Annotated in this window: 24 protein-coding genes and 2 tRNA genes; 13 read left to right on the plus strand and 13 right to left on the minus strand. The window is 31.5% G+C overall.

The features are described from left to right. Positions 1 to 40 precede the first annotated feature (40 nt). Positions 41 to 1,177 (plus strand): HAMP domain-containing sensor histidine kinase, encoded by a 1,137-nt coding sequence (locus tag Q0873_RS12120; protein WP_299107566.1) that lies wholly within the window; start codon positions 41 to 43, stop codon positions 1,175 to 1,177. A 26-nt stretch (positions 1,178 to 1,203) separates the two neighbouring features. Here Q0873_RS12120 and Q0873_RS12125 read toward each other — a convergent pair whose 3' ends face one another. Together Q0873_RS12125 and greA are read right to left on the minus strand one after the other, a co-directional pair. Next, positions 1,204 to 1,596, minus strand: coding sequence for an HIT family protein (locus Q0873_RS12125; protein WP_299107568.1), 393 nt, complete (start codon positions 1,594 to 1,596; stop codon positions 1,204 to 1,206). Positions 1,597 to 1,675: 79 nt separating this feature from the next. Continuing rightward, on the minus strand, positions 1,676 to 2,149 hold the full coding sequence (gene greA / locus Q0873_RS12130; protein ID WP_299107569.1) for a transcription elongation factor GreA: 474 nt from the start codon (positions 2,147 to 2,149) through the stop codon (positions 1,676 to 1,678). A 189-nt stretch (positions 2,150 to 2,338) separates the two neighbouring features. On the opposite strand from greA, the gene Q0873_RS12135 reads away from it, so the two are divergent. From Q0873_RS12135 to Q0873_RS12155, 5 genes are all read left to right on the plus strand, one after another. Then, positions 2,339 to 2,743, plus strand: coding sequence for a hypothetical protein (locus tag Q0873_RS12135; protein WP_299107571.1), 405 nt, complete (start codon positions 2,339 to 2,341; stop codon positions 2,741 to 2,743). A gap of 69 nt (positions 2,744 to 2,812) precedes the next feature. After that, complete coding sequence (locus Q0873_RS12140; protein WP_299107573.1) at positions 2,813 to 3,970, plus strand: 5-(carboxyamino)imidazole ribonucleotide synthase; 1,158 nt, start codon at positions 2,813 to 2,815, stop codon at positions 3,968 to 3,970. Positions 3,971 to 4,010: 40 nt separating this feature from the next. Beyond that, on the plus strand, positions 4,011 to 4,490 hold the full coding sequence (gene purE / locus Q0873_RS12145) for a 5-(carboxyamino)imidazole ribonucleotide mutase (protein ID WP_299107575.1): 480 nt from the start codon (positions 4,011 to 4,013) through the stop codon (positions 4,488 to 4,490). A 76-nt stretch (positions 4,491 to 4,566) separates the two neighbouring features. Further along, positions 4,567 to 6,594, plus strand: coding sequence for a M3 family metallopeptidase (locus tag Q0873_RS12150; protein ID WP_299107577.1), 2,028 nt, complete (start codon positions 4,567 to 4,569; stop codon positions 6,592 to 6,594). A 59-nt stretch (positions 6,595 to 6,653) separates the two neighbouring features. Next, positions 6,654 to 7,865 carry a carboxypeptidase-like regulatory domain-containing protein gene (locus Q0873_RS12155; RefSeq protein WP_299107579.1) on the plus strand — a complete coding sequence of 404 codons (1,212 nt, stop codon included), beginning with the start codon at positions 6,654 to 6,656 and terminating at the stop codon, positions 7,863 to 7,865. On the opposite strand, the gene Q0873_RS12160 is transcribed toward Q0873_RS12155, so the two are convergent. Continuing rightward, positions 7,862 to 9,091, minus strand: coding sequence for a glycosyltransferase (locus tag Q0873_RS12160; RefSeq protein ID WP_299107581.1), 1,230 nt, complete (start codon positions 9,089 to 9,091; stop codon positions 7,862 to 7,864). The genes Q0873_RS12155 and Q0873_RS12160 overlap by 4 nt on opposite strands. A gap of 118 nt (positions 9,092 to 9,209) precedes the next feature. On the opposite strand from Q0873_RS12160, the gene lpdA reads away from it, so the two are divergent. The 4 genes from lpdA (at position 9,210) to Q0873_RS12180 (ending at position 13,036) form a co-directional block, all read left to right on the plus strand. Then, complete coding sequence (gene lpdA, locus Q0873_RS12165; protein WP_299107584.1) at positions 9,210 to 10,610, plus strand: dihydrolipoyl dehydrogenase; 1,401 nt, start codon at positions 9,210 to 9,212, stop codon at positions 10,608 to 10,610. A 161-nt stretch (positions 10,611 to 10,771) separates the two neighbouring features. Further along, positions 10,772 to 11,089 carry a hypothetical protein gene (locus Q0873_RS12170; protein ID WP_299107586.1) on the plus strand — a complete coding sequence of 106 codons (318 nt, stop codon included), beginning with the start codon at positions 10,772 to 10,774 and terminating at the stop codon, positions 11,087 to 11,089. 317 nt (positions 11,090 to 11,406) lie between these two features. After that, positions 11,407 to 12,249 (plus strand): AraC family transcriptional regulator, encoded by an 843-nt coding sequence (locus Q0873_RS12175; RefSeq protein ID WP_299107588.1) that lies wholly within the window; start codon positions 11,407 to 11,409, stop codon positions 12,247 to 12,249. Between the two features lie 67 nt (positions 12,250 to 12,316). After that, on the plus strand, positions 12,317 to 13,036 hold the full coding sequence (locus tag Q0873_RS12180) for a metallophosphoesterase (RefSeq protein ID WP_299107590.1): 720 nt from the start codon (positions 12,317 to 12,319) through the stop codon (positions 13,034 to 13,036). A 237-nt stretch (positions 13,037 to 13,273) separates the two neighbouring features. On the opposite strand, the gene Q0873_RS12185 is transcribed toward Q0873_RS12180, so the two are convergent. The 7 genes from Q0873_RS12185 to Q0873_RS12215 all read right to left on the minus strand — a co-directional run bounded on the left by Q0873_RS12185 (position 13,274) and on the right by Q0873_RS12215 (position 20,903). Further along, positions 13,274 to 15,391, minus strand: coding sequence for a peptidylprolyl isomerase (locus Q0873_RS12185; RefSeq protein WP_299107592.1), 2,118 nt, complete (start codon positions 15,389 to 15,391; stop codon positions 13,274 to 13,276). A 112-nt stretch (positions 15,392 to 15,503) separates the two neighbouring features. After that, entirely contained in the window at positions 15,504 to 16,796 is a 1,293-nt protein-coding gene (locus Q0873_RS12190) for a hemolysin family protein (protein WP_299107594.1), read from the minus strand. Continuing rightward, a complete protein-coding gene (locus Q0873_RS12195; protein ID WP_299107597.1) occupies positions 16,796 to 16,993 on the minus strand; it encodes a hypothetical protein in 198 nt (65 codons plus the stop codon). The genes Q0873_RS12190 and Q0873_RS12195 overlap by 1 nt, the downstream gene beginning before the upstream one ends. After that, positions 16,993 to 17,562, minus strand: a complete 570-nt coding sequence (lptC, locus tag Q0873_RS12200; protein WP_299107599.1) for an LPS export ABC transporter periplasmic protein LptC — start codon at positions 17,560 to 17,562, stop codon at positions 16,993 to 16,995. The genes Q0873_RS12195 and lptC overlap by 1 nt, the downstream gene beginning before the upstream one ends. Before the next feature lie 12 nt (positions 17,563 to 17,574). Next, positions 17,575 to 18,891: a hypothetical protein gene (locus Q0873_RS12205; protein WP_299107601.1), complete on the minus strand. Its 1,317-nt coding sequence runs from the start codon at positions 18,889 to 18,891 to the stop codon at positions 17,575 to 17,577. Between the two features lie 13 nt (positions 18,892 to 18,904). After that, positions 18,905 to 20,179, minus strand: coding sequence for a hypothetical protein (locus tag Q0873_RS12210; RefSeq protein WP_299107603.1), 1,275 nt, complete (start codon positions 20,177 to 20,179; stop codon positions 18,905 to 18,907). Then, the gene (locus Q0873_RS12215) at positions 20,172 to 20,903 is read right to left on the minus strand and encodes a type III pantothenate kinase (RefSeq protein ID WP_299107605.1); all 732 of its coding nucleotides are present in this window, start codon (positions 20,901 to 20,903) and stop codon (positions 20,172 to 20,174) included. The genes Q0873_RS12210 and Q0873_RS12215 overlap by 8 nt, the downstream gene beginning before the upstream one ends. Positions 20,904 to 21,013: 110 nt before the next feature. On the opposite strand from Q0873_RS12215, the gene Q0873_RS12220 reads away from it, so the two are divergent. Further along, positions 21,014 to 21,086, plus strand: a tRNA-Phe gene (locus Q0873_RS12220). A 34-nt stretch (positions 21,087 to 21,120) separates the two neighbouring features. Continuing rightward, positions 21,121 to 21,193 (plus strand) — tRNA-Phe (locus Q0873_RS12225). Between the two features lie 56 nt (positions 21,194 to 21,249). On the opposite strand, the gene Q0873_RS12230 is transcribed toward Q0873_RS12225, so the two are convergent. Then, entirely contained in the window at positions 21,250 to 22,227 is a 978-nt protein-coding gene (locus Q0873_RS12230; RefSeq protein WP_299107607.1) for an endonuclease/exonuclease/phosphatase family protein, read from the minus strand. 87 nt (positions 22,228 to 22,314) lie between these two features. Here Q0873_RS12230 and Q0873_RS12235 point away from each other — a divergent pair, with 87 nt between their 5' ends. Next, positions 22,315 to 22,764 carry a hypothetical protein gene (locus Q0873_RS12235; RefSeq protein ID WP_299107609.1) on the plus strand — a complete coding sequence of 150 codons (450 nt, stop codon included), beginning with the start codon at positions 22,315 to 22,317 and terminating at the stop codon, positions 22,762 to 22,764. A gap of 34 nt (positions 22,765 to 22,798) precedes the next feature. On the opposite strand, the gene Q0873_RS12240 is transcribed toward Q0873_RS12235, so the two are convergent. Then, positions 22,799 to 23,485 (minus strand): LytTR family DNA-binding domain-containing protein, encoded by a 687-nt coding sequence (locus tag Q0873_RS12240; RefSeq protein WP_299107612.1) that lies wholly within the window; start codon positions 23,483 to 23,485, stop codon positions 22,799 to 22,801. After that, positions 23,482 to 24,303, minus strand: a complete 822-nt coding sequence (locus Q0873_RS12245; protein ID WP_299107614.1) for a histidine kinase — start codon at positions 24,301 to 24,303, stop codon at positions 23,482 to 23,484. Before Q0873_RS12245 ends, Q0873_RS12240 begins: the two co-directional genes overlap by 4 nt. Positions 24,304 to 24,361 lie beyond the last annotated feature (58 nt).

Here is a 24,361-nt window from a genome sequence, read left to right on the forward strand (position 1 = left end):
TATTGTAAGAATAGTTTATATTTGAATAATGAGTTTTTTTATGAATACGTATTGGCTAAAACGATTTGGAGTTCTAGTTTCTTTTGGAATCGTTACTTTGATACTATGGAATACTTATTCTTTTTTTAAACTATTTAAAGAAGAAGAACGTGCTAAAATGGAGGTTTATGCTTCTGCAGTAAAAGAGTTAGCCGCAAATACCGATTTAAATGCCAATATCAATTTAGAAAACAAAGTTTTTGAGACAATTAAAAACATCCCGGCAATTTCAGTAGATGAAAATGGTGAAATAAAATACACTTACAATTTAGATTCTATTAAATCCAAAGACCCAAAATATCTTAAGGAGCAATTGAATCTCATGAAAAAACAAAACGCTCCTATAGTAATCGAGTATCTTAATACCAAGGATTATATTTATTACAGGAATTCTGATTTACTCTACAAGCTAACGTATTATCCTATTGCGTTACTCTTAATTCTAGCGCTATTTTCTACTATTATATATCTCGTATACCGCTCCAATAAAGTAGCTGAACAAAATAAGTTATGGACTGGTATGGCTAAGGAAACAGCACATCAAATAGGTACTCCTTTATCTTCTCTACTGGGTTGGATTGAAATTTTGAAAACCGAAAATATTGATCCATCTTATATCAATGAAATGCAAAAAGATGTAGATAGGCTTAGTACCATTGCTAATAGATTTTCTAAAATTGGCTCCTTACCTGAGTTAAAAAAACAAGATGTGGTTGCTATTACTCAAACCACTTTTAACTATTTACAATCTCGAGGATCAAAGCATACAAATTTTTCTTTCTCTTCAAGTCAAAACAACTTGTATGCTCAACTAAACACAGAACTCTTTGGCTGGGTAATTGAAAATCTTATTAAAAATGCAATTGACGCCATGCAAGCCAAAGGAGATCTTGCTGTTCATATTTCAGAAACTCCTAAAACAGTAAAAATATTGGTTTCAGATACAGGAAAGGGAATTGCCAAATCACAATTCAATCAAATATTTAAACCTGGCTTTACCACAAAAAAACGCGGTTGGGGTTTAGGGCTTTCACTCTCTAAACGTATTATTGAAGATTATCACAACGGTAAAATTCACGTGTTAAAATCAGAATTTGGAAAAGGAACTACTTTTGAAATTCTGCTCAATAAATTATAGCCTCATGTTTTTTTGTTGCTATTAATTTACTTGAAGTTCTCCGCTATTTTTTCAGCGATAGTTTTAAACTCATCATTAGTCAGCTTGTCCTTTTTAACAAACTGCATATCTGCCATCGTATTTATTGGAATTAAATGTACATGCACATGAGGAACCTCTAACCCTATGACACTCATCCCAATTCGTTCACAAGGAATTGCTTTTTCCAATGCTTTTGCTACTCGATAAGAAAAAGACATTAACCCATCATATTCCTCTTTAGATAAATCAAATATTTTATTTTCCTCTCTTTTAGGAATTACTAACGTATGTCCTTTAGCATTTGGGTTTATATCTAAAAAAGCATAAAAATTTTCATCTTCTGCAATTTTATATGAAGGAATTTCTCCTGCTACTATCTTAGTAAAAATACTTGCCATGTCTCTTTTAGTTTTTAGTAAAAATAAAAAAAGCGTTGCTTAAAGCAACGCTCATTTATAAAATATTTTTTGTCTTTTTTTAACGTGAAATATCCATTATTTCAAACTTCATAATTCCATTTGGAACTTGAATTTCAGCTACATCTCCAACTTTCTTTCCTAATAACCCTTTTCCTATTGGTGAATTTACAGATAATTTTCCGTTTCTTACATCGCTTTCACTATCCGCAACTAACGTATATGAAAACTCCATTCCATTCACCGTATTTTTAATCTTTACAATTGAATGAATTAAAATTTTAGAAGTATCTAATTGACTTTCATCAATAATACGAGCACTAGCAACAACATTCTTTAATTTTGCAATCTTGGTTTCTAATAACGATTGCTCTTCTTTTGCAGCATGATACTCTGCGTTCTCACTTAAATCTCCCTTATCACGTGCATCCGCAATTTCTTGAGATACTCTTGGACGCTCTACTTGCTCTAAGTGCGCTAATTCATCTTTTAATTTCTTTAATCCTTCTTCTGTATAATATGATATATTGCTCATTTTTTCTCTTCTTTTAAATCCAACATCAAAACTCCTTTCTTTTAGAAGCTTTCCTATAATCGTTTTGCCTAAGTTTAATTTGGCTTTTAAAATTCAAAAATCTCACGCCTATTGGAATGAGATTCTCTTACAAATGTACAAAATATTTGTAAATTCGTCACGTTACATTACCAATAGAATACAGTTTTAATGAGAAAAATTCTTTACTTATTAGTTTTTATAGTTATTTCTAGTTGCGGAAGCGAAATAGTTCAGAACACCTGTTTTAACGGTGTTCGATTAAATGAAGTGATCAACTTGAACAACCCAGAATTCATCAATTTGCAAGTTCCTAACGGTAGTGCTATTACCAGTATTGGTGGAAGAACTGTTCTAGTTATTAGAAGAAATAGTCACTATCAGGCATTTGATTTACAATGTCCGCAAAAAAATTGTGGCTCACCTATGACCTATGATGGCTTAAAGCTAAAGTGTGCTTGTGATAATAAAGAGTATAATTCTTTAAATGGTTCACCTCTAGATGGTGAAGGTTGTTTTGTACTAGAGTACAACGTTTTACAAATAAATAGCGCTTCTCTACAAATTAGCAGATAATTAAATTTTCACAACCCGATAAGATTCTTATTTTTGCGCTAACAACAACACAACTAATTAATTTTTAACGTGAAAAATTATTTTTCGTCTTCCTTTAGACTAGGAGTTCTAGGTGGAGGGCAGTTAGGTAAAATGCTATTATCCGAAACTCAAAAATTTGATGTTTTTACGGTAGTATTAGACGCAAACAAAGAAGCTCCATGTGCTCAAATTTGTAATGAATTTCATCAAGGAGACTTATTAGACTTTGAAACTGTATACAACTTTGGTAAACAGGTAGATTTATTAACTATTGAAATCGAAAATGTAAACATTGATGCGCTAGATAAATTAGAAGCAGAAGGGTTAACCATTTATCCGAAACCAAAGAATTTAAGAGTTATTCAGAATAAAGCTCAACAAAAAAAATTCTACAAAGACCACAATATCCCTGCCGCAGAATTTAATCATTATGCATATTTAGAAGAGTTAAAACACTCCTATGAAAATGACATTATAGATTTTCCTTTTGTATGGAAAGCTGCTCGTTTTGGATATGATGGTAACGGAGTTAAGGTTGTTAGAAACATCGCTGATTTAGAAGGTTTACCTAGTGGAGAATGTATTACTGAAAAACTAATTCCTTTTAAAAATGAACTTGCCGTAATCGTAGCTCGAAACGAACGTGGAGAAACAAAAACATACCCTGTTGTAGAAATGGAGTTTCATCCAGAAGCAAATCAGGTAGAATATGTAATTTGTCCAGCTCGTATTCAAGAAGCTGTAGCTCAAAAAGCTCAGAAAGTAGCACTTAAAGTTGCCGATTCCTTTGATTTTGTAGGTTTGTTAGCTGTGGAAATGTTTCAGACTGAAGATGATGAAATATTAGTAAATGAAGTAGCTCCTAGAACTCATAATTCAGGACATTATTCCATAGAAGCAAGTTATACCAATCAATTTGAACAACACTTACGAAGTATTTTAAACCTTCCTTTAGGAAATACTGAAAGTAAAGTAGCAGGTATTATGGTTAATCTTGTAGGTGCAGAAGGATACACGGGTAATGTGGTATATGAAAACATTGAAGATATTTTAAAAATAGACGGTGTAACCCCTCATATCTATGGAAAAACTATTACAAAACCTTTCCGTAAAATGGGACATGTTACTATTGTGAATACAGATATCAACGAAGCTAGAAAAGTAGCTCAGCAAGTAAAAGAAACCATTAGAGTAATTAGTAAATAATTTCTCGACTTGATCCTCGAGATAACAAAAAAATAAAAGTATGGTAGGAATTATCATGGGAAGCGATTCTGATCTTCCAATAATGCAAGAAGCAATAGATATTTTAGAGAGTTTTGATATTCAAGTTGAAGTTGATATTGTATCTGCTCACAGAACTCCAGAGAAATTATTTGATTACGCAACTAACGCTCATAAAAGAGGCGTTAAAGCAATTGTAGCCGGTGCTGGAGGTGCTGCCCATTTACCAGGTATGGTGGCAAGTATGAGTCCTTTACCTGTAATTGGAGTACCTGTAAAAAGTAGAAACTCAATTGATGGTTGGGATTCTGTTTTATCTATTTTACAAATGCCTGGAGGTGTTCCTGTTGCTACCGTTGCTTTAGACGGAGCTAAAAACGCAGGAATTCTTGCTGCACAAATTATTGGAGCCTCAGACAAATGTGTTTTAGATAAAATTATAGCCTATAAAGAAGGCTTAAAACTTAAGGTTGAAAAAGCTTCAGAAAGAGTAAAAAAATAAGTACCTTAGTACTTCTATTATACAAACCTCACTCATTCAACTTTGTGAGGTTTTTTCAATTTTAAAAGAGACTTTTATGACTAAGAATCCTTTATTACAAGATTTTAATACACCTCCTTTTTCAAAAGTAAAAGAGGAAAACTATAAACCCGCAATACAAAAAGCTATAGAATTAGCAAAAGAAGAAATCACTGCTATTATAGAAAATATTGAAGCTCCTAATTTTATAAACACCACTGAAGCGCTAGATTATGTTGGGGATAAATTAGACCGAGTTACTTCAATTTTTTTCAATTTAAATTCGGCAGAAACCAATGAAGAAATTCAAAAAATAGCAAAAGATATTTCTCCTTGGTTGAGTGAGTTTAAAAACGACATGATTTTAAATGAGGCTTTGTTTAATAGGGTAAAAGCTGTTTATGATCAAAAAGAGCAATTAAATTTAACTCCAGAGCAAATCATGTTGTTAGAAAAACAATACAAAGGTTTTGCTAGAAACGGAGCCAATTTGAATGATACAGACAAAACTGAACTTCGTAAACTAGATGCAGCCTTGGCTAAATTATCGCTTCAATTTGGAGAAAATGTTTTAGCTGAAACCAACGCTTTTGAATTGTTATTAACGAATGAAGAGGATCTAGCTGGACTTCCAGATGGTGCTAAAGAAGCTGCTAAATTACTAGCACAACAAAAAGAAAAAGAAGGTTGGTTAATTACATTAGACTATCCAAGCTATATTCCTTTTATGACCTATGCAGAAAATAGAGAGTTACGTAAACAACTTTCAATAGCTATGGGTAAAAAAGGGTTTCAACAAAATGAATTCAACAATGAACAAATTGTTCTAGATATAGTAAACCTTCGTCATAAAAGAGCCAATCTATTAGGTTATAAAACGCATGCACATTTTGTTTTAGAAGAACGAATGGCAGAAACTCCTACCAAGGTATTAGATTTTCTAAATGAATTATTAGAAAAGGCAAAACCTGCTGCGAAAAAAGAATTTGAAAACTTAGAAAACTATGCAAAAAAACTTGATGGAATAGATCAATTGCAAAAGTGGGATTCTGCGTTTTATTCTGAAAAATTGAAAAAAGAATTGTTTAGCTTAGATCAAGAGTTATTAAAACCATATTTCAAACTGGAAAATGTTATTGATGGTGTCTTTGAGATTTCTAGTAAATTATTCGATCTTCAATTTGAAGAAATAGACACAATTGACAAATACCACGAAGATGTAAAAACATATTCAGTAACAAATAATAAAGGTGAGTTCATTTCTTATTTTTATGCTGATTTCCACCCAAGACCTGGAAAAAGAAACGGGGCATGGATGACTTCTTATAAATCACAACAAATTAAGAATAACATAAACGAACGTCCTCAAGTTTCCATCGTATGTAATTTTACCAAACCAACAGAAACAAAACCTTCTCTATTAACTTTTAATGAAGTAACTACGTTGTTTCATGAGTTTGGGCATGCATTACACGGAATGCTAGCGAATACTACTTATGGAAGTTTATCTGGAACCTCTGTTTCTTGGGATTTTGTAGAATTACCTAGTCAAGTTTTAGAAAACTGGTGTTATGAAAAAGAGGCCTTAGAACTGTTTGCCAAGCATTATGAAACTGGAGAAGTTATTCCTATGGAATACGTTCAAAAAATCAAAGAATCTGCAAGTTTTCATGAAGGAATGCAAACGTTAAGACAGTTAAGTTTTGGTTTACTTGATATGTCATGGCATGGAGGAGAATCACCTGAAAGTATTACTTCTGTAAAGGATTTTGAATTAGAAGCCTTCAAAAACACAAAATTATACCCAGATGTTTCAGAGAATTGCATGAGTACTGCTTTTTCTCATATTTTTCAAGGAGGTTACTCTGCTGGATATTATTCTTATAAATGGGCAGAAGTTTTAGATGCTGATGCCTTTGAGTACTTTAAAGAAGAAGGAATTTTCAACAAAGAAGTGGCTGACAAATTCAAAAATAACGTACTATCAAAAGGAGGAACAGAAAAACCTATGGATTTATACAAGCGATTTAGAGGTAAAAAACCAAACTCAGATGCTTTGTTAAAAAGAGCTGGATTACTTAAATAATTCCAACTATTTTTTTAAATAATACAAACAAGTCCTTATTTTTATGGAAAAATTATGCTATGAAAAAAGGACTTGTTATTTTACTGCTGTTTTATACTGCGTTATCATTTTCTCAACTTACTATTAAAGGAAAGGTTCACAACAATATTCATGAACCCTTAGAAGGTGCTTCTGTTTACTTTAATAACACCACTGTTGGTACTATTACAAATTCAAAAGGTGAGTTTGAGTTAAAAATTCAAGAAGGAAATTACAATCTCATTGTATCTTATATAGGTTATAAAACCAAGAAAATCTTAATCAATTCAGAAAACAAGCATCAAAAAATAACCATTCAACTTCAAGAAGACACCAATTTACTTAATGAAGTAGTTATTAAAGATATTGTTTATGATTATAAATGGAAAAGAGATTTATTTTTCTTTAAACGTGCTTTTTTAGGAAGAAGTGCCGCTTCAAAAAAATGTAAAATAGTAAATGAAAAAGATCTGTACTTTTCTTTTGATGAAACCACTAATATATTTCATGCCTACGCTAAAAAAAGTTTAATTATTAAAAACAAAGAATTAGGATACCTCATAACCTATGACTTGGTGGATTTTGTAAAACAAGATGATAAAATATTTTTTAGTGGGTATGTCCAGTTTAAAGATTTGAGAAAAAACGTTAGTAAAAAGTGGCGCCAAAATAGACTAAAAGCCTTTAATGGTTCTCGAATGCATTTTTTAAGAAGCTTGCTTCAAAACAAAACAGAAGAGGAAGGTTTTATCATTCATCGATTCAGTAAAATTGTAAATCCAGAAAGACCTTCTGATGAGCAAATCGAACTTGCGAGAAAAACACTTAAACCAATCTATGCAAAGGTAGATTTTGATAAAATTATCTTACAGCCTAAAACCAAAATAGATAGTGCTTTAGTTACTATTAGGAAATTTTCACTACCAAAATATTTAGACTATTTTACGGAAAAAAATATTTCTGATAAGCATATACTTTCATATGAGGAAAACATTCCCTACTTAGATTTTAAAGGATATCTTAATGTTGTTTATAAATACGAGCCAGAAGAATACAATTATATAAAATTTAATATCAAAGCACCTGAAAAAGCCTTAGGAATGCAACCTAGTAAAATTGCTCTTATCAAAGGTAAAACTGCTATCAATTCTCATGGTATTGTAGCACCTAAATCTATGTTAACTGAAGGTTATTGGGCATTTGAATCTATTGGAGCCATGCTTCCTTTAAATTACAAACCTTTGAAGAACTAATTTTTATTCTTTTCTTCAATCCATTTACTCATGTACTTAGTAGCTTGTAATGTTTGATGTTGTAACATCCTTCCTAAAAAGTTTTGAGTACGGTGTTTATCTAGGTTTGTAACAATTTGCGTGATGCAATGTACAAATGGGGTTGATAATTTCTCTTTATCATATAATTCATTAATGATTTGCTTTCCATTTTGTTGTGCTTGTTTCCATATACTCTTATTAGTATATAATTCCGAAGCACTATCTGCAAATGTATTCCAATCATCTTTTATAAAACCATTCCAAAGTAAATCAGCATGCATTCCTTCTGCACCAATACTTGTGGTTATTGATGGTGTTCCACAAATCATTGCTTCCGTTAGCTTCCCCTTTATCCCGGCTCCAAAACGTAACGGTGCCAATACTACTCTTGCCTTCTCTACCACTTCTATTGCATCTTTCGCAAAACCTTTTATTAAAAATCGTTCTTTGGGTTTGTGCAATTCCTGAATTTGCTGAGTGGTATAAGCTCCATATATATGCATTTCAGCATTTGGCAGTTGGCTTTTAATATATTTCCAGATTAGTTTTAACTGCAAAGCAGCATCAACATTTGGAGCATGAAAAAAATTCCCGATAAACACAAAATGCTCTCTTTCCTCAAATGGTTTCCAATTGGAAATTATGGTATCACCTATTTTATCTAATAAAAAAGGTAAATGATAAAGTATCTTCTTATCAACACTAAACACTTCCTGTAACAACTTCATCTCGTAAGAAGAAATAATCAAACTTAAATCACAACGTAAAATAGCTGCAACTTCACGTTTTGCCTCATCAGATTGGAGTAACGCTTCATTCGAGAAGCTCTCTCCTTTTTTCAATTGTTTATGACGAACCTTGCGCAAAAAATGCAAATCTTCCGTATCTAAAATTCGAATTGCTTTTGGAGTATATTTTGCAATTCTCCAACCAAATTGTTCTTCCATCATAAAACGATCAAACAATACCACACTTGGTTGTAAACTTGATATAAAGTCATCAAATGAAGCACTGTTTAATTCAATAGAAACTTCTTTTACTCCTAAACTAGTTAAATCTAAAGAGTTTTCTGTTTTTTGAGCTGGTGAAGCAAATATTATTTGATAATCATCTTCTAAAAACAACTCAATTAATTGCAACATTCTATTTCCTGCACCTGTTGTTTTTTCAACCCAAACGTACCCTATTATTAAAAGTTTCTTCATACAATTTCCAAAGGTAAAACAAATCAAACAAAACAAATCTAAAATCGTTCATTGCAAGTCATCTAGATTGTGTAATTTTGTAGTTATTATTCTGAAAAACACAAAACAAACATAACTCATGAAATACGATGTTATCGTTATTGGTTCTGGACCTGGTGGATATATTTCTGCTATCAGAGCTGCACAATTAGGTTCTAAAGTTGCTATTATAGAAAAATACCCAACTTTAGGTGGAACTTGTTTAAATGTTGGATGTATCCCATCAAAAGCTTTATTAGATTCTTCTCACCACTATTACGATGCTGTTCATCATTTTGAAGAGCACGGAATTTCTGTTGAGAAGCCTTCATTTGACTTCGGAAAAATGGTTGACCGTAAAGCTAAAGTAGTAGAAACTACTACGGGAGGTATTAAATATTTAATGGACAAAAACAGTATTGATGTTTTTGAAGGTGTAGGATCTTTTGAAGATGCTACCCATGTAAAAGTTACTAAAAATGATGGTTCTTCAGAAGTTATCGAAGGAACTAACATTATTATAGCTACAGGTTCTAAACCTTCTACGTTACCGTTTATTTCAATTGATAAAGAACGTGTAATTACTTCTACTGAAGCTTTAAAGTTAAAAGAAGTACCAAAACACTTATTAGTTATTGGTGGTGGTGTTATTGGATTAGAATTAGGTTCGGTTTACAAGCGTTTAGGTGCTGATGTAACTGTAATTGAATATGCTCCTACAATTACTCCTACAATGGATAAAGATGTTTCTAAAGAACTTACTAAAGTTTTAAAGAAGCAAGGAATAAAGTTCAATGTAAGTCACGGAGTTACTTCTGTTGAAAGAAATGGAGATGAAGTTATTGTAAAAGCTACAAATAAAAAAGGTGAAGAAGTTACTTTTACTGGTGATTACTGTTTAGTCTCTGTAGGTCGTCGTCCTTATACTGATGGATTGGCTTTAGAAAAAGCGGGTGTAAAAGTTACAGAAAGAGGAATGGTAGAAGTTAACGACCATTTACAAACGAATGTTTCTAATATTTATGCTATTGGAGATGTAGTACGTGGTGCTATGTTAGCTCATAAAGCAGAAGAAGAAGGTGTTGTGGTTGCTGAATACTTAGCAGGACAAAAGCCTCATATTGATTATAACTTAATTCCTGGTATTGTATACACTTGGCCAGAAGTTGCCGCTGTTGGTAAAACTGAGCAAGAACTTAAAGATGCCGGTGTTGATTACAAAGCTGGAAAATTCTCAATGCGTGCTTTAGGACGTTCTCGTGCTAGTGGAGACATTGATGGATTTGTTAAAGTATTAGCCGATAAAAATACAGATGAAGTATTAGGAGTACATATGGTAGGTGCTCGTGTAGCTGATTTAATCATGGAAGCGGCTGTAGCAATGGAATACAGAGCTTCTGCGGAAGATTTAGCTCGTATTTGTCATGGACACCCAACGTATTCTGAAGCTGTAAAAGAAGCGGCTAAAGCTGCTTGGGATGGAAAGCCATTAAATGCGTAATTAACAACGTAAAGAATATACTAAAAAGCAATCTCTTAATGAGGTTGCTTTTTTTATTATTTTAATATTTATTTAACTCTCAATTAGACAGATACAGTAAAAAACCTCTTAAGAAATTTGTACTTTTAAGCAGACTCCTATCACTAAACATCAATCAAATAATGAAACAGTTATTAAGAGTACTTTGTATTACGTTGGTTTTGATTTGCTGCAATGGACAATCTCAAAACGTCAAAGAAAGAAATGTGGGTGGGCCTTGCCAAGATTGTATTGCTTTATTGGATTATAAAACTCTTAACAAGAGTCTTAAATCAATTGATACATTACCTGGCTTTTTTGAAAATGAACCAAAATTAAAAATAACTGGTACTATATTTCAAAAAGATGGAAAAACACCTGCAGAGGATATTGTAATCTATGTATATCATGTAGATAGAACTGGGAGATACACACCAAGTGCAACACCTATTGGTTGGTAAAAAAGGCATGGACAATATAGAGGCTGGTTAAAAACGAATAAGGATGGTAAGTTTACTTTTTACACTTTTAGACCTGCTTCTTATCCCGGAACACAAATCGCCGAACATATTCATATTTATTTAAAAGAACCGAATACAAATCCTTATTATATTGATAGCTATCATTTTGAAAATGATCCTAACCTAACCGAACGAGAAAAACAGTCTCAAAAAAAACGTGGAGGCTCAGGAATTGTAAAGCTTAAAAAAGAAAACGATATTTGGGTAATACATAGAGAGATTACCTTAGGCTTAAATATTCCTAATTATTAAACATAATGGTTACCCTTGAGAAAATAACAGCCCTTCCTAACTTTTCGAGTCAACTAGAAAATAAAATATTATACTCTGAGCATACAAGTGATATTGAAATTCAATACGAATCTGCCTGCTCTATAAAGTATGTTATTGAAGGGACTAAGGAATACAACCATAGCCATCAGGACAGCCTTATTTCTTCTGGACAATATATTATCTTAAATAACAAAAACATTTCCACCAGAGCCTTAAAAGGGAGCAAAGGACTTTCTTTTTTTTTATCACCAGACTTAATTGGAGAAATTTATTCCAATCTATATGCAAGAGATACTTCTTTAGAATTTTTTGAATTCCCTCAATCCAACCATAATCTTATTGGAGATGAATTACAGAAAATGGCTTTTTTGTATGAAAACCAGCCCAATCTTTTCAAGCTTCAAATGGACGATTTATTCATTCATCTTTCAGAAACTGTCATAAAAGAGCATGTTAAAATCAAAGCTAAATTTTCTGAATTAAAAATAATAAAATACAATACCCAAAAAGAACTCTATAAATACGCAACCATGGCTCAAACCTATATGCATGATAATTTTACGCGTAAAATATCTCTAGATACTCTAAGTAATGCTATAGGCGTTAGCAAGTATTATTTACATAGATTGTTCACTGAAATAATGGGGTATACTCCTATAGAATACCTAACATTCATTAGGCTAAACAGTGCTAAAGAACAACTAAGACTTTCTAAAAAAACAATCTTTGAAATTGCAGTGGATAATGGCTTTGAAAACTCTTCTTACTTCTCTAACGTTTTTAAAAAGTATTTCGGAATTACTCCTACAATTTATAGAGAACAGTAAAATCCGCAAGATATTACAACAGTAACCTTGAGCGTATAGATACTTTTATCAAAAAGATTATTTACTCATGATAAAAAGAATCGCTCATATAACCGATTTACATTTAGATGAACCCTTCACTAAAAAACAAGGTATCTCTGCAAGGAACCGATTAAAAACCGTGTTACAACATATTTCGTCCCTTAATATAAATGAGATTATTTGCACTGGAGATATTGGTGAAAGAACGAGCTTAGACTTCTTCTTTAAAGAATGTAACCATTTTAATTTATCTGTTACTTTAGTAAATCACGATTCCGAACTTGAAACCGCAACATATATTAAGTCAAAACTCTTTAACTCATCAAAGTTATACTATAGTCATGAGGATGATTTTTACAAGTATATTTATCTAGACTCTTCATTAGGAATAATTGATAAGCAGCAACTAGCATGGCTTGAAAAGGAACTTAAGACTAACAAGCATGTTTTAATTTCCCTACATCACCCAATTATTGGACTCAATTTAAAAGTTGATGAAATAGGAGCTCTAAAAAATAGAAAAGCCATTCTTGATCTATTACAAAAACATTCAAATAGCATTACTGTTTTTTGTGGTCACTACCACCTAAGTAGTACAATTATTGACAAAAATGTTACGCAATATATAAGTCCAGCTGTGTCCTATCAAATCAAAAAACAAACAGATAAAATAGGAATAGACGCAAATACTTATGGTTACAGACTTATCTATATTACTCATAACAACATAACTACTCAAACTCAATTATTCCATGAGTCAAACTAAAAAACAATCCTTTATAGAAAGTCTTATAAATGTCTCAATTGGTTTTCTAGTTACGCTGGTTTCTTTAAACATTCTATTTCCTTTTCTAGGTATTACAAGTAACTATCAAAAAAACATTGCGCTAACGCTATATTTTACAATACTAAGCATCATAAGAAATTATGCAATAAGAAGATTCTTTAACAAAAAAATCCGAACTAAATAGTTCGGATTTTTAAATTGTATGGACTTGTTGTTTTATTCTATTCCGTAGAAAGAGCTAAGTCTATCTTCAACATTTGAAGCTTTCTTCATTGCTTCATATAATTGATATGTTCTTCCTTTTCTATCGTTTGCAATACGCTTTCTAAATGTATCGTAATTAGGTAAAGCAACTGGTAATTCTCTTTTCTCTACGATAAAAGCATATACTCCTAAACCTCCTGCTACCTTGTTCTTTAACTCATTTTCTTTAGCATATAACATTGCTCCAACTACTTTTGGTTCGTTACCAATTCCAGGTAATGTTGGAGATTGTAAGTTAACGTCTGCTGCTGTTCTTACAGTTTGTGAATTTGCTGTTGCTATATCTTGTAAGTTAGCTCCATTCATTTTTTCTGCGATTAAAGCAGCTTTCTTTTCTTTAACTAAAATAGGGCGAACTTGTGCAATTGCTTTATCTACTGGCATTAATCCTTTTGCAGTTTTTGCTTTTAATACTGCTACTGCATATCCTCCATTAATATCAAAACGCTTAAAGTCTCCTACTTCTAAATCTTTTCCAAATGACCAAGTAACCATTTCTCTTTCGTTACCTATACTTGGTACATTCTCATCTAAAGCTTTAATTCCAACAGAAGAAATAGATTTTAAACCTTTTTCTTTAACAGCATCTTCAAAGCTTTTTCCATTAGTTAATTCTAAAGCAAATGTTTCTGCTTCTTGGAATATTTTATTCTCTGTTGCTTCAGAAGCTTCTATTTTTCTACCATAAGTAGCCAATTTAACTACTGGTTGGAAGTTCTTGTGTCCTTCAACTTTAATTACGTGGAAACCGAAAGGTGTTTTTACAACTCCCATATCTCCTTCTTTACCTTCAAAAACAAAGTCTCTAAAAGCAGGTACCATTTGTCCGTATGGGAACCAATCATAGAATCCTCCTTTATCTGAAGAACCTTTATCTGATGACATTTCTTTTGCTAAATCAGCAAATTTAGAAGGAGTAGCTTTTACTACAGTTAATAAACTATCTGCAGTTTTCTTTGCTTCTTCTTCATTTTGAGTTACTGTTGCCGCTGCACTAGAAGCTCCTACGAAAGGAATTAAAATATGTCTTGCTTGAGCAGAGTCAGGTAATTGAGTAACCTTAGTTATTTTAGAAATCTTAAAGTACTCTCCATCTTTATAAGGACCAAAAGCATCACCTTCTTTACCATTAAAGATATCATCAGCAATAACCTGTGGTACTTGTACTTTATACTTGTAAGTATCATCTAAAGAAATATCTGATTCATTCTCTTCAAAAAACTCAGCATAATCAGTAGTATTCTTTAATCCTTTGATAGGCGTATTATTTACAACAGAATCTTCTAATAACTTAGCTACTTCTGCTTTAATTGCCTCTTCATCTTCTTTTGTTGGTAAAATATCAAATCTTACTGCTTCTAAATCTCTTGACTCTTCAACTTGAAATTGATTTGAGTTCTTTTCAATATAGCTTTTTACTTCTCCTTTTGTTAAAGTAACTAAACTATCAGCGATTGTAGAATATGGTACTCGTACATATTTAGCCGTAATCTTAGTGTTGTTGGTTAAATAGTCAGTTTCTCCTTCTTTTAAAGAAGCACCTAAACCAGCCGCCACTAAATTATCGTATGCAGTTTTTTCTAAGTTATTTTGAATAGAAGTCATAAAGTTCTGCCATAACCTCCACTCTTCTCCATTTGTTTCCTTAATGGTTTTTAAAAACTCTTTTAATTTATTTCTATCGAAAATTCCAGCTGTTTGAAATCTTTGATCACCTTGAATTGAAGGATTTTCACAAATTTTATTAAAAATATCTGCATCTCCAACAGTGATTCCTGCTTCTTCTAATTGCGCTTTGTAAATCTTTTGTCTTAGTAAGTTATCCCATACCGTCTTTGCTGCTTGCATTTCTCCAACTCTATTTCCAGTCTGAGTTTTATATGCATCTAAAGCCTCAGCAAACTCTAAACGTGAAATAGTTTCTCCATCTACCTCTCCTATTTCGTCTACTTTACTTGCGTTAAAAAAGTCTGAAATAGTAGAAGGGTCTAATACAAAAGCAAAAAGTGCTAAACCTATTACAAGAATCAAGAACATTGAACGTTCTCTAATTTTCGATAAAATTGCCATACGTCATTTATTTAATTAACAGTGTGCGAAAATACAATTTCACATTAAATAATGCAACGTTTTTTTAGCTGTTTTAGAGGGGGTTTGATATGTTTTATTAAAGAATTAAAGTTTATCCTTCTTTATCTAAAACTTTAAGGTATAAATCGTTTATTTTAGTAGCACTTACGTTTAAGATTTCTATATGCAACTTTCCTATTTCAATTTTGTCTCCTTCTTCTGGAATAGTCTCTGTATGATTTATTACAAAACCACCTAACGTTTCATAGGCTTCTTCTTTAGGAATTTCTAAATTATACTCTTCATTCAAATAATCAACCTCAAGACGTGCTGAAAATTTAAATTCTCGTTCATTTATTTTTTCTTCTAATTGTTGTTGTACATCATGCTCGTCTTCTATTTCTCCAAAGAGTTCTTCAACTACATCTTCAACCGTAATAATACCAGAAGTACCTCCATACTCATCTACTACTACCGCAATACTCCTTCTTTTTTTCATGAGCGCATTTAACACGTCATTAATCATCATAGACTCCGGAACAAATTCAACTGGTAATAAAATTGACTTTATAGACCTTGGTTTTTTAAACAGTTCAAAAGCATTTACATACCCTAAAATATTATCTAATGAATTTTTATAAACCAATATTTTAGAATACCCTGTTTCTATAAATAAATTTCTCAGATTGGCTACAGATTCATGAAGATCAACCGCCATAATTTCTGTTCGAGGCACCATAATCTCACGAGATTTCACCTTGTGAAATTCTAGTGCATTTTGAAAAATTTGAATCTCAGAATCAACTTCTTCCGCATCTTTACCTGTTTCTAATTGTTCTGAAATATAGTTTCCTAATTCCTCTTTACTAAATTCTACTTGTGCATTATTTTCTTTCGCTTTAAAAAAAACGTGTAAAAAGAAGTCAGAAATCTTAGTTATAAACCAAGAAATAAAATAAAACAAGATATAGAAAATGTAAGCTGGTATTACAAACAACTTCAACATTTCATTTGCATAAATTCTCGATATCGCTTTTGGTAAAAACTCTGCAGTAACTAAAATTATAATCGTCGAAATAGTAGTTTGCGTAAGTAGACTTACATCATTTAATAAATAATCAAGAAATATAATTCCAGTTGGCAGTAGTGCTTTAAACCACCCCATTAACAACTCCCCCATAAAGTAACTATATATTACCAAAGCAATATTGTTACCCACAAGCATTGTTGTAATGAATTTTGATGATTTCTCTGTAAGTTTTGCAAGTATCTTGGGAACGATACCTTCCCTTTTTTTCTCAAGTTCTATATGTAACTTGTTAGCCGACACAAAGGCTATTTCCATTCCAGAAAAAAAAGCTGAAAAAAGAATGGATGTAAAAATTATAATCAGTTCGGTATACATTAACCTTGTTTGTTTCGTTTTTCTACCTTTCTTCTAAAATTACGTTTAAAAAAGAAAATTAACGTAATAAAGATAGCAAAACCAAACATAATAAGTGCCTGTTGTTTGTCAGAATTCCATTTTAATATTCCTTCAACAAAAAAAATGATTCCTACAACTAGATAACCGTATTGTATATATTTCCAAAGTGTATTCATTATATTTCTTTTTGTTTTACTTGGATATCTCCAGTAATATCCTTCGCTATGAACTGTGTTAAATCTTGTTTTGATTCAAATCCAAAACCATTAATTACACTTTCTGGGGTAGTTAATCTAAAACCGTCTTCAGTAAAAAAGTAAGCTTCTTTCTGATCCCAAAACAATTGGTTCGTTTCTAATTTTGAATTATCAGTATGATTAGTTATCACCACATTTCCTCTTATTTCCGAAACTTGCGTTTTTGAATATGTTAACGCATAATTTCCTGTAATGGTAGTAGAGTCTTTTCCATTCTTATTTATAGAAACAATCTTTATCCCTTTTGGAAATTCATTATACGGATGCTCTTTTCTATTGGAAAAATCGAGTAATAGAGGTGTAATCAATCTTGATGTAACTCTTCCTGAATCTTTATACACATGATTTGTATTCTTAGCGACTCCAATAGGTAGATTTTTATCTGCTAAAAAATCCTGTACTTCTTTTTTACTATTTACACAAGAAAAAAACATTGCCACCAAACTAATGATAGCAATGTTATTTATTATATGTTTTTTTCTACTCAAAATCTATATTGATTATGGTACTCTTACAGTTTCACCAATCCAACATCCTACTCTATAAGAAGAACCTGATGCTAATCCTTTTTGGAAAACTAATTTCTTAGAAGGTACATTTCCTTTATAGTTATTAATATATCTTCCTGCACCACATCCTGGATCTACTCTTTTTGCTCTTTGTGCTTTATTTAAAGCTGCAACGTATACCATTCTCTTTTCAAATTCATCACTTCCACAAGAGTTTGCACTCCTAGCATATAAACTTGCAATAAATAAATATGCCTTACCCATGTTTGGATTATATCTTAATGCTTCTCTAGCTAATGCTCTTGCTCTACTTCCGCTTGCACTTTGAGCTTCTCTTAACTTATACTTTGCTTTCTTTAATGGATCTGTTTCTAAATCGAATGCCTTTTTTCTCATTTGAGCAGCACCTCCTTTATCACCATTCTTAGCTAAAACTCCTGCTAAGAAGTTATAAGCGTCTGCTGATTGAGTTGTTTCTGCATAAGCATTTGCAAGTTTTTCAAATAATGGATCAGTTGCACATCCTTTATTATACATTCTAGAAACTGCTCTTTTTAACCAAACTCCGTTAGCTTTATTAGCTTCAAAATCTCTACTATAAATTGGAATTAATCTTTCACAAGTAGCTATTTCTGAAATTGTAGCATCTAAACCACCTTCTACTTGACCTAAAGAAGTTGAGTTAATAGTATAAGCTCTTAAATTTCTTTTTTCTTTGGCAGAAATTGTTTTTAAAGAATCCTTTATTTGTAATGCTGCAATTTTCTTGTTATAATCATCTAACTTTTCTCCTACAGACTCCATTACATCATCATACGTATCAAATACTTTTTGAGGATTCGTATCTTTATTTTTTTCAGTTACGGTTTTAAAATATCTAAAGATATTCTTAACCCCCATATCCTTAGGTGAAATTTTATATGCTTTCTCTAAATATGAAAACGCCTCATCTTCAGAAGCCAACTTGTTTTTTAATACATAGGTAGCATAATCACTATGTGCTTTCGCAGCTCCTTTTTGAGGGAAATTTGCGATTCTTGCTTCATATAGCTTCTTAACTAAACCGTGATCTTTAGTTGCCTCTGCTAACTTTGCCCCATATTTATAAATATTGACTGATAATTTTGGGCAATTAGTTAAAAGGTAATCTAAATTTTGCTTAGCGTCTCCAGTGTATTTTTTATTTTTAACATCACCGCTCATTAAGTTATACTTAACCAGACACTCTTGATTTGCCTGTGCCTTAACCCCGCTTACGGCTACAAACAAAAATAATCCTGTTAGTAAATACGTAATTTTTTTCATCATTTATCAGTTTTTATTAATCTATTTGTCTCTTTACAAACCAGTTTCTGCTGTTCAAAGATAAACTTAATCTTACATTAAAATAATTTTCTTGTATTAAGTTATTATTAGTTGTTCCTCTTTGTCCATATTCAAATCCAATATTTAAATTAGATGCTTGACCTGGTAATGGCAATCCTAATCCAACATTTATGCCAAAGTCTTTTACAGCTGTAAAATTATTAGAACTTCCTGTATTAACTAATAACCCAACATTTTCAAAACGCGCCCCCGCTCTATAAGTTATCCTATCCCAATAACTTGATATAGAGTTCTTTTTAGGAATATAATACCCACCAAATGAAAATTTTCTTGAATCATCGTATCTAAAAGAAGTTCCATCTGTTATTAATGAATTATTTGTAGACAATGCTTTTTGGAATTGTTGATTAACTCCAACGTACCATTTATCTAACTTTCCAATACCAACTCCAAAAACAGTTTTTAAAGGGATTGTTATATTTCCATTTATATTCGTAGTAGAGTTGATATCTTTTTCTATTTCAGACCCATTAGAATTAAACACTACAGAATAAAACTTGTCAGTACCAGTACCTGTTAAATCAGACTGTAAAGTCATTGCTAATCCTGTTTGTAATTGCAAATCATTTTTTAATTGTGTCTTATACTGAGCTCCTAATTTAAACTGTCCTCCTCGAATATTTAATTCTTCACTATTCTTAGATCCTCTAGCAACTCCTTCACGTACATTTAAAATCGTGTTTTCAGTATTTCCGAAAATAAATGCTGCTTCTGCTCCTAAAGAAAGTCCTTCGTAGACATACATACCAAAACTAGCGTAGATCTTATTTGTACCTCCACTTCCTCTAAATACTGTTACGTCTTGAGCATTACTATTATTTACTAAAGAATATCCTACAGAAGAAAAAGGTTGTAATCCAACAGAAAACCCTGCTTTTTTACCAATAGGAAATCCTAAAGCTATATATCTTAAATTCGTTGAGTTTCCAGACTGAGAACTATTCCCTTCTTTTAAAGTTAAAAAAGTTAAGCTTCCTCCTAGACCATAAGTTGCATAACGTAAATCTGCATTGGCCGCAGGATTCACAAAGTTTAAATACTTTGAATCTTTCATTGCCACTCCAATTCCCCCCATAGAAGCTTGTTCAACTGTTACTGCTTCAAAATTCTCACCTATTCCAAAAACAGAATACGGTGAAGCACTGTTACGTTGTGCTAATAATGTTACTGAGCTTAATACGAATACTCCTAGTAATATCCTCTTAATCATTCGCTAAATTATAATTCAATATTGTATGTAAACCTTCCAAAACAAAATTTGGATGGGCAAATATGACACTTTTTAATTGTTTAGCCAAGAAATATGTGTCTCCTCCTGTTAAAACTACTGTTAAATCTTGATAGTCATCTTTATATTGCTCTATTACCCCATCTATTTCTCTACAAACACCATTTACCACACCCGAGTGAATTGATGTATTTGTATCTTTTCCAATAACGGTTTCAACTTTTTCTGATGTTAACAACGGTAATTTTGCTGTAAAAGTATGTAAAGCTTTATAGCGCATTTGTATACCTGGTGAAATAGCTCCTCCTAAATACTCTTTATTCATTGTAACAAATTCGTAGGTAATACAAGTTCCTGCATCAATTACCAATACATTTTTATTCTTATAAGTACTCACTGCCGCAGAAGCTAGTGCTATTCTATCTACTCCCAAAGTTTTGGGTGTTTTGTATTTATTCTTAAACGGTACTTCTGTGGAAGAATTAAGGTACATTGGCTTCAAAAAATCATCTATTTTTTCTTTCTTTTCTCTCGAAATAGATGCTACTGAAGATATAATACTATGAGAAATTGAAAATTTTGAAATTATTTTTTTCAATTCTGAAATTATTTTAGACTTTTTAAAAACCACCAACTCAACCAAGCTATCCTGTTCATAAACAGCCGCTTTCACTCTTGTATTACCTACGTCAATTATTAAGTACATATCCTCTTTTTACAAAACTTCAAATTTACAATACATTTTTTTAAACTAATTGCTTTGTTAAATTAAAAAACGATTGTATATTTGCATCCGCTAAACAAAAGCTAATAACTGGTGCCTTAGCTCAGTTGGTAGAGCAAAGGACTGAAAATCCTTGTGTCCCTGGTTCGATTCCTGGAGGCACCACTTTTTTTGAAGCTTTTGATTGGCAAAACCAAATGGTGCCTTAGCTCAGTTGGTAGAGCAAAGGACTGAAAATCCTTGTGTCCCTGGTTCGATTCCTGGAGGCACCACATAAAAAATCCGAACTTCTGTTCGGATTTTTTGTTTTTATATGTTTTACTTCTATTTATTTTAATCGAAACTTCATTTCTACTGGTAAGTGATCTGAAGCTTGTTCAAAACCATTCAATACCTTACCTTCTACATATTCAATCGAATTCTCTGTATAGAAAATATAATCTATTCGCTCATATAAATCTTTCGTATCAAATGTATTTGCTGGATTTGCTACTTCGAAAGCCGCATTTCCAATATTGTCCATTTCAAACATTTTTTGAATTACTGCACTCTTATCTCTTGCTCTAGAATTAAAATCACCTAAAAGAATTGTAGGATAATCTTTTTTATAACTATTAAATAAATTAACCACATAGTCAAATTGACGTGATCTGGTTGGTTTATCGAACGCTTCTAAATGAATATTAATCACCACTACCTCCTTTTCTTCTAAAACAACTTTGGTTACCTGAACCAAACGCTCTAAATACAAGGCATCTCTATAAAAAGGATTATCAGGAACGCGTTCTAAAACAATACGCTCATAATCCTTTAACTCATATTTACTAACAATTGATTGTCCAGAAACCATTTTTCCAAAATGCATACTTGGTGGCCAATACGGGTACGGCACATAATGCTCATCCCAGTTAACTCCTCTTGCCACATAGTTATACCCTAACTTAGCTATTTCTTCTTCTTGATCTACCTCATAGGAACGCGCAGCATTGTAGTCTATTTCTTGAAACGCTATGATATCGGGGTTTTCTTTTTTTATTTCTGAAACAACCTTGCTTAAATTAGCTTCGAATAATTCTTTTGGTTTGGCAATTGCTCTGTTATTTGTCATCCCACTTAAATACCCAATATTATATGTAACAATGCTATAAATAGAATCATTATCAACTTTGGTATTGTAACTGTGAGTAATTAGTTTTGCATACTCTTTCTCATTCATTGTAGGTGATGAGGCCCACAAAAAAAACACGAATGCAAGTGCCGATAAAACTATTAATAGTTTTAAAAGAACTCTGATTATTTGCTTCATAAAAATTAAAAAAATGTTAAATTGGTTTTCAAATTTAAACTTTTTTAGTTTTGCTTAGTCATAGAAGCGTAATTTAAAATTAAAACCATGAAAAAATTAGTAGCTTTATTTCTTTTAATGTTTACCGTAAGTACAACATTAGTAGCTCAAAAGAAACAAAAGGATGAATTAAGTATAGATCAAAAAACTGAATTAAAGTTAAAAAAAATGACTTTAAAACTTGATCTAACACCTAAACAACAACGTCAAATTAGACCTTTATTAGCACAATCAGTTAGTGATCACATGGCCATGAGAGAAAAAAGAAAAGCCATGAAAGCTAAAGGGCAAGAACTTTCTTCTGAACAACGCTATGAGTTAAAAAGTAAAATGCTTGATAAGCAAATTGCTATTAAGCAGGAAATGAAACAAATTTTAAATGAACAACAATACGAAAGATTTGAAAAATCTCTTTCTAGAAGAGTTCAAAAAGGAAAAAAACGTCTTAAGAAACACAAAAAGAAAAAACACTCTGAAAGGTCTAAAGATGAGTGGTAAAAAATAAAAAAGTTCGGTTTTCAACCGAACTTTTTTATTTTAACCAATGGTTCAAATTTACTTTATATGTTTTTCCTATTGGAATAACATAATCCTTAATTCTTATTCGATTTCCTTCTATTTCTTTTACCTTCTTCTTTGCTATAATAAAAGACTTGTGTACTTGTAAAAACAAATCATCATCTAACAACTCTTTAAATTCCGAAATTTTTTCTCTTACACTATACTCATCATCTATACATACCACTTTGCAATAATTCCCTAAAGCTTCTACAAATAATATATCATCGATATTTACCTGAATATATTTTTTATTACTTCTGATGAACAAACTATTCTCAGCGGTTTTTTTCACAGGTTTCACCTCCTCTTCTTTTGTATCTATTTTATTAACAGCTTTTACGAGTCTCTCAAAGCTAAAAGGTTTTAATAGATAATCTACAACATTTAACTCATAGCCTTCCAAAGCATATTCTGCGTATGCTGTTGTTACGATTATTTTAGGTGAATTCGATAGTACTTTTAAAAAATCAAATCCTTTAAGTTTAGGCATATTTAAATCTAAGAAAATCAAATCTACCTGATTATTAGATAAAAAATCTAAGGCCTCAATAGCATCATAGCAACTGTTTTCAAACTTAAAATTTGGTAACACATCACAATATCCTTTTATGATATCATGAGCTACAGGCTCATCATCAACAATAATATATTTAATCATATAGCTTGTAATGTTAATTGAATATTGAACACTTCATCAATTGTTGAAGTTACTAATTTGTATTTATCTGGATACACCAAATCTAATCTTCTAGTTAAATTTAACAATCCTACTCCAGCTTCTTTTTCTTTTTCCTCTTTATCAAAGTTATTTTCAACTTCAAAATAAATAATCTTATCATCAGATTTTAACCGTATGTATACATATGCCTCCCCCCTAAGTCTTTCTACTCCATGTTTAAAAGCATTTTCTACCAAATTAATAAAGGTTAACGGCATAATTTTCATATCCTCGTCTTCAATATCTATTACAAATTCTATTTTCAAATCTTTGTAATATCTCTTTTTATGTAAGGCAACAAAATTTCGTATAAACTTAATCTCTTCCTTTAGTGTTACATATTCTTTTTCTCCTTGGTAAATACTGTAACGCATCATTTCTGACAACTCCAATACTATATTTTTTGCTTTTTCGGCATCCTTATCAATAGAACCATATAGGTTATTCAACATATTAAAGAAGAAATGAGGACTCACTTGAGCTTTTAAATACTTAAGTTCATTTTTTATTTTCTCATTTCGAAGTTTTAAGGTTTGTTTGATCTCTCTAAGAGCCCATCCAAATCCAATAACAAACAACAATCCGTAGTATAGAATTGTCAACACACTATAAACAGAAGGAAAATCAATAAATAAAACTACGTTATCCTTTCCTAAAACGATTATTTCGTAAGCAACAATTAATACTGGAATTAGTATTGAAATTGCTATAACATACTTTAAAATTGTTTTATGTTTTTTACTTCTAATAAATTTCATGAAGTAAAAGTACATTTCCTTTTTCTTTTATTATTGGCTTCTTGTTAAACTATCTAAA

This window comes from uncultured Tenacibaculum sp. (assembly GCF_947498805.1).
Taxonomy (GTDB): Bacteria; Bacteroidota; Bacteroidia; order Flavobacteriales; family Flavobacteriaceae; genus Polaribacter.

Bases quoted from the DNA above. Each gene is read 5' to 3' on its own strand.
- Q0873_RS12120 (WP_299107566.1), top strand. From the start codon at position 41: ATGAATACGTATTGGCTAAAACGATTTGGAGTTCTAGTTTCTTTTGGA.
- Q0873_RS12125 (WP_299107568.1), bottom strand. From the start codon at position 1,596: ATGGCAAGTATTTTTACTAAGATAGTAGCAGGAGAAATTCCTTCATAT.
- greA (WP_299107569.1), bottom strand. From the start codon at position 2,149: ATGAGCAATATATCATATTATACAGAAGAAGGATTAAAGAAATTAAAA.
- Q0873_RS12135 (WP_299107571.1), top strand. From the start codon at position 2,339: ATGAGAAAAATTCTTTACTTATTAGTTTTTATAGTTATTTCTAGTTGC.
- purE (WP_299107575.1), top strand. From the start codon at position 4,011: ATGGTAGGAATTATCATGGGAAGCGATTCTGATCTTCCAATAATGCAA.
- Q0873_RS12150 (WP_299107577.1), top strand. From the start codon at position 4,567: ATGACTAAGAATCCTTTATTACAAGATTTTAATACACCTCCTTTTTCA.
- Q0873_RS12155 (WP_299107579.1), top strand. From the start codon at position 6,654: ATGAAAAAAGGACTTGTTATTTTACTGCTGTTTTATACTGCGTTATCA.
- Q0873_RS12160 (WP_299107581.1), bottom strand. From the start codon at position 9,091: ATGAAGAAACTTTTAATAATAGGGTACGTTTGGGTTGAAAAAACAACA.
- lpdA (WP_299107584.1), top strand. From the start codon at position 9,210: ATGAAATACGATGTTATCGTTATTGGTTCTGGACCTGGTGGATATATT.
- Q0873_RS12170 (WP_299107586.1), top strand. From the start codon at position 10,772: ATGAAACAGTTATTAAGAGTACTTTGTATTACGTTGGTTTTGATTTGC.
- Q0873_RS12175 (WP_299107588.1), top strand. From the start codon at position 11,407: ATGGTTACCCTTGAGAAAATAACAGCCCTTCCTAACTTTTCGAGTCAA.
- Q0873_RS12180 (WP_299107590.1), top strand. From the start codon at position 12,317: ATGATAAAAAGAATCGCTCATATAACCGATTTACATTTAGATGAACCC.
- Q0873_RS12185 (WP_299107592.1), bottom strand. From the start codon at position 15,391: ATGGCAATTTTATCGAAAATTAGAGAACGTTCAATGTTCTTGATTCTT.
- Q0873_RS12190 (WP_299107594.1), bottom strand. From the start codon at position 16,796: ATGTATACCGAACTGATTATAATTTTTACATCCATTCTTTTTTCAGCT.
- Q0873_RS12195 (WP_299107597.1), bottom strand. From the start codon at position 16,993: ATGAATACACTTTGGAAATATATACAATACGGTTATCTAGTTGTAGGA.
- Q0873_RS12205 (WP_299107601.1), bottom strand. From the start codon at position 18,891: ATGATGAAAAAAATTACGTATTTACTAACAGGATTATTTTTGTTTGTA.
- Q0873_RS12210 (WP_299107603.1), bottom strand. From the start codon at position 20,179: ATGATTAAGAGGATATTACTAGGAGTATTCGTATTAAGCTCAGTAACA.
- Q0873_RS12215 (WP_299107605.1), bottom strand. From the start codon at position 20,903: ATGTACTTAATAATTGACGTAGGTAATACAAGAGTGAAAGCGGCTGTT.
- Q0873_RS12230 (WP_299107607.1), bottom strand. From the start codon at position 22,227: ATGAAGCAAATAATCAGAGTTCTTTTAAAACTATTAATAGTTTTATCG.
- Q0873_RS12235 (WP_299107609.1), top strand. From the start codon at position 22,315: ATGAAAAAATTAGTAGCTTTATTTCTTTTAATGTTTACCGTAAGTACA.
- Q0873_RS12240 (WP_299107612.1), bottom strand. From the start codon at position 23,485: ATGATTAAATATATTATTGTTGATGATGAGCCTGTAGCTCATGATATC.
- Q0873_RS12245 (WP_299107614.1), bottom strand. From the start codon at position 24,303: ATGAAATTTATTAGAAGTAAAAAACATAAAACAATTTTAAAGTATGTT.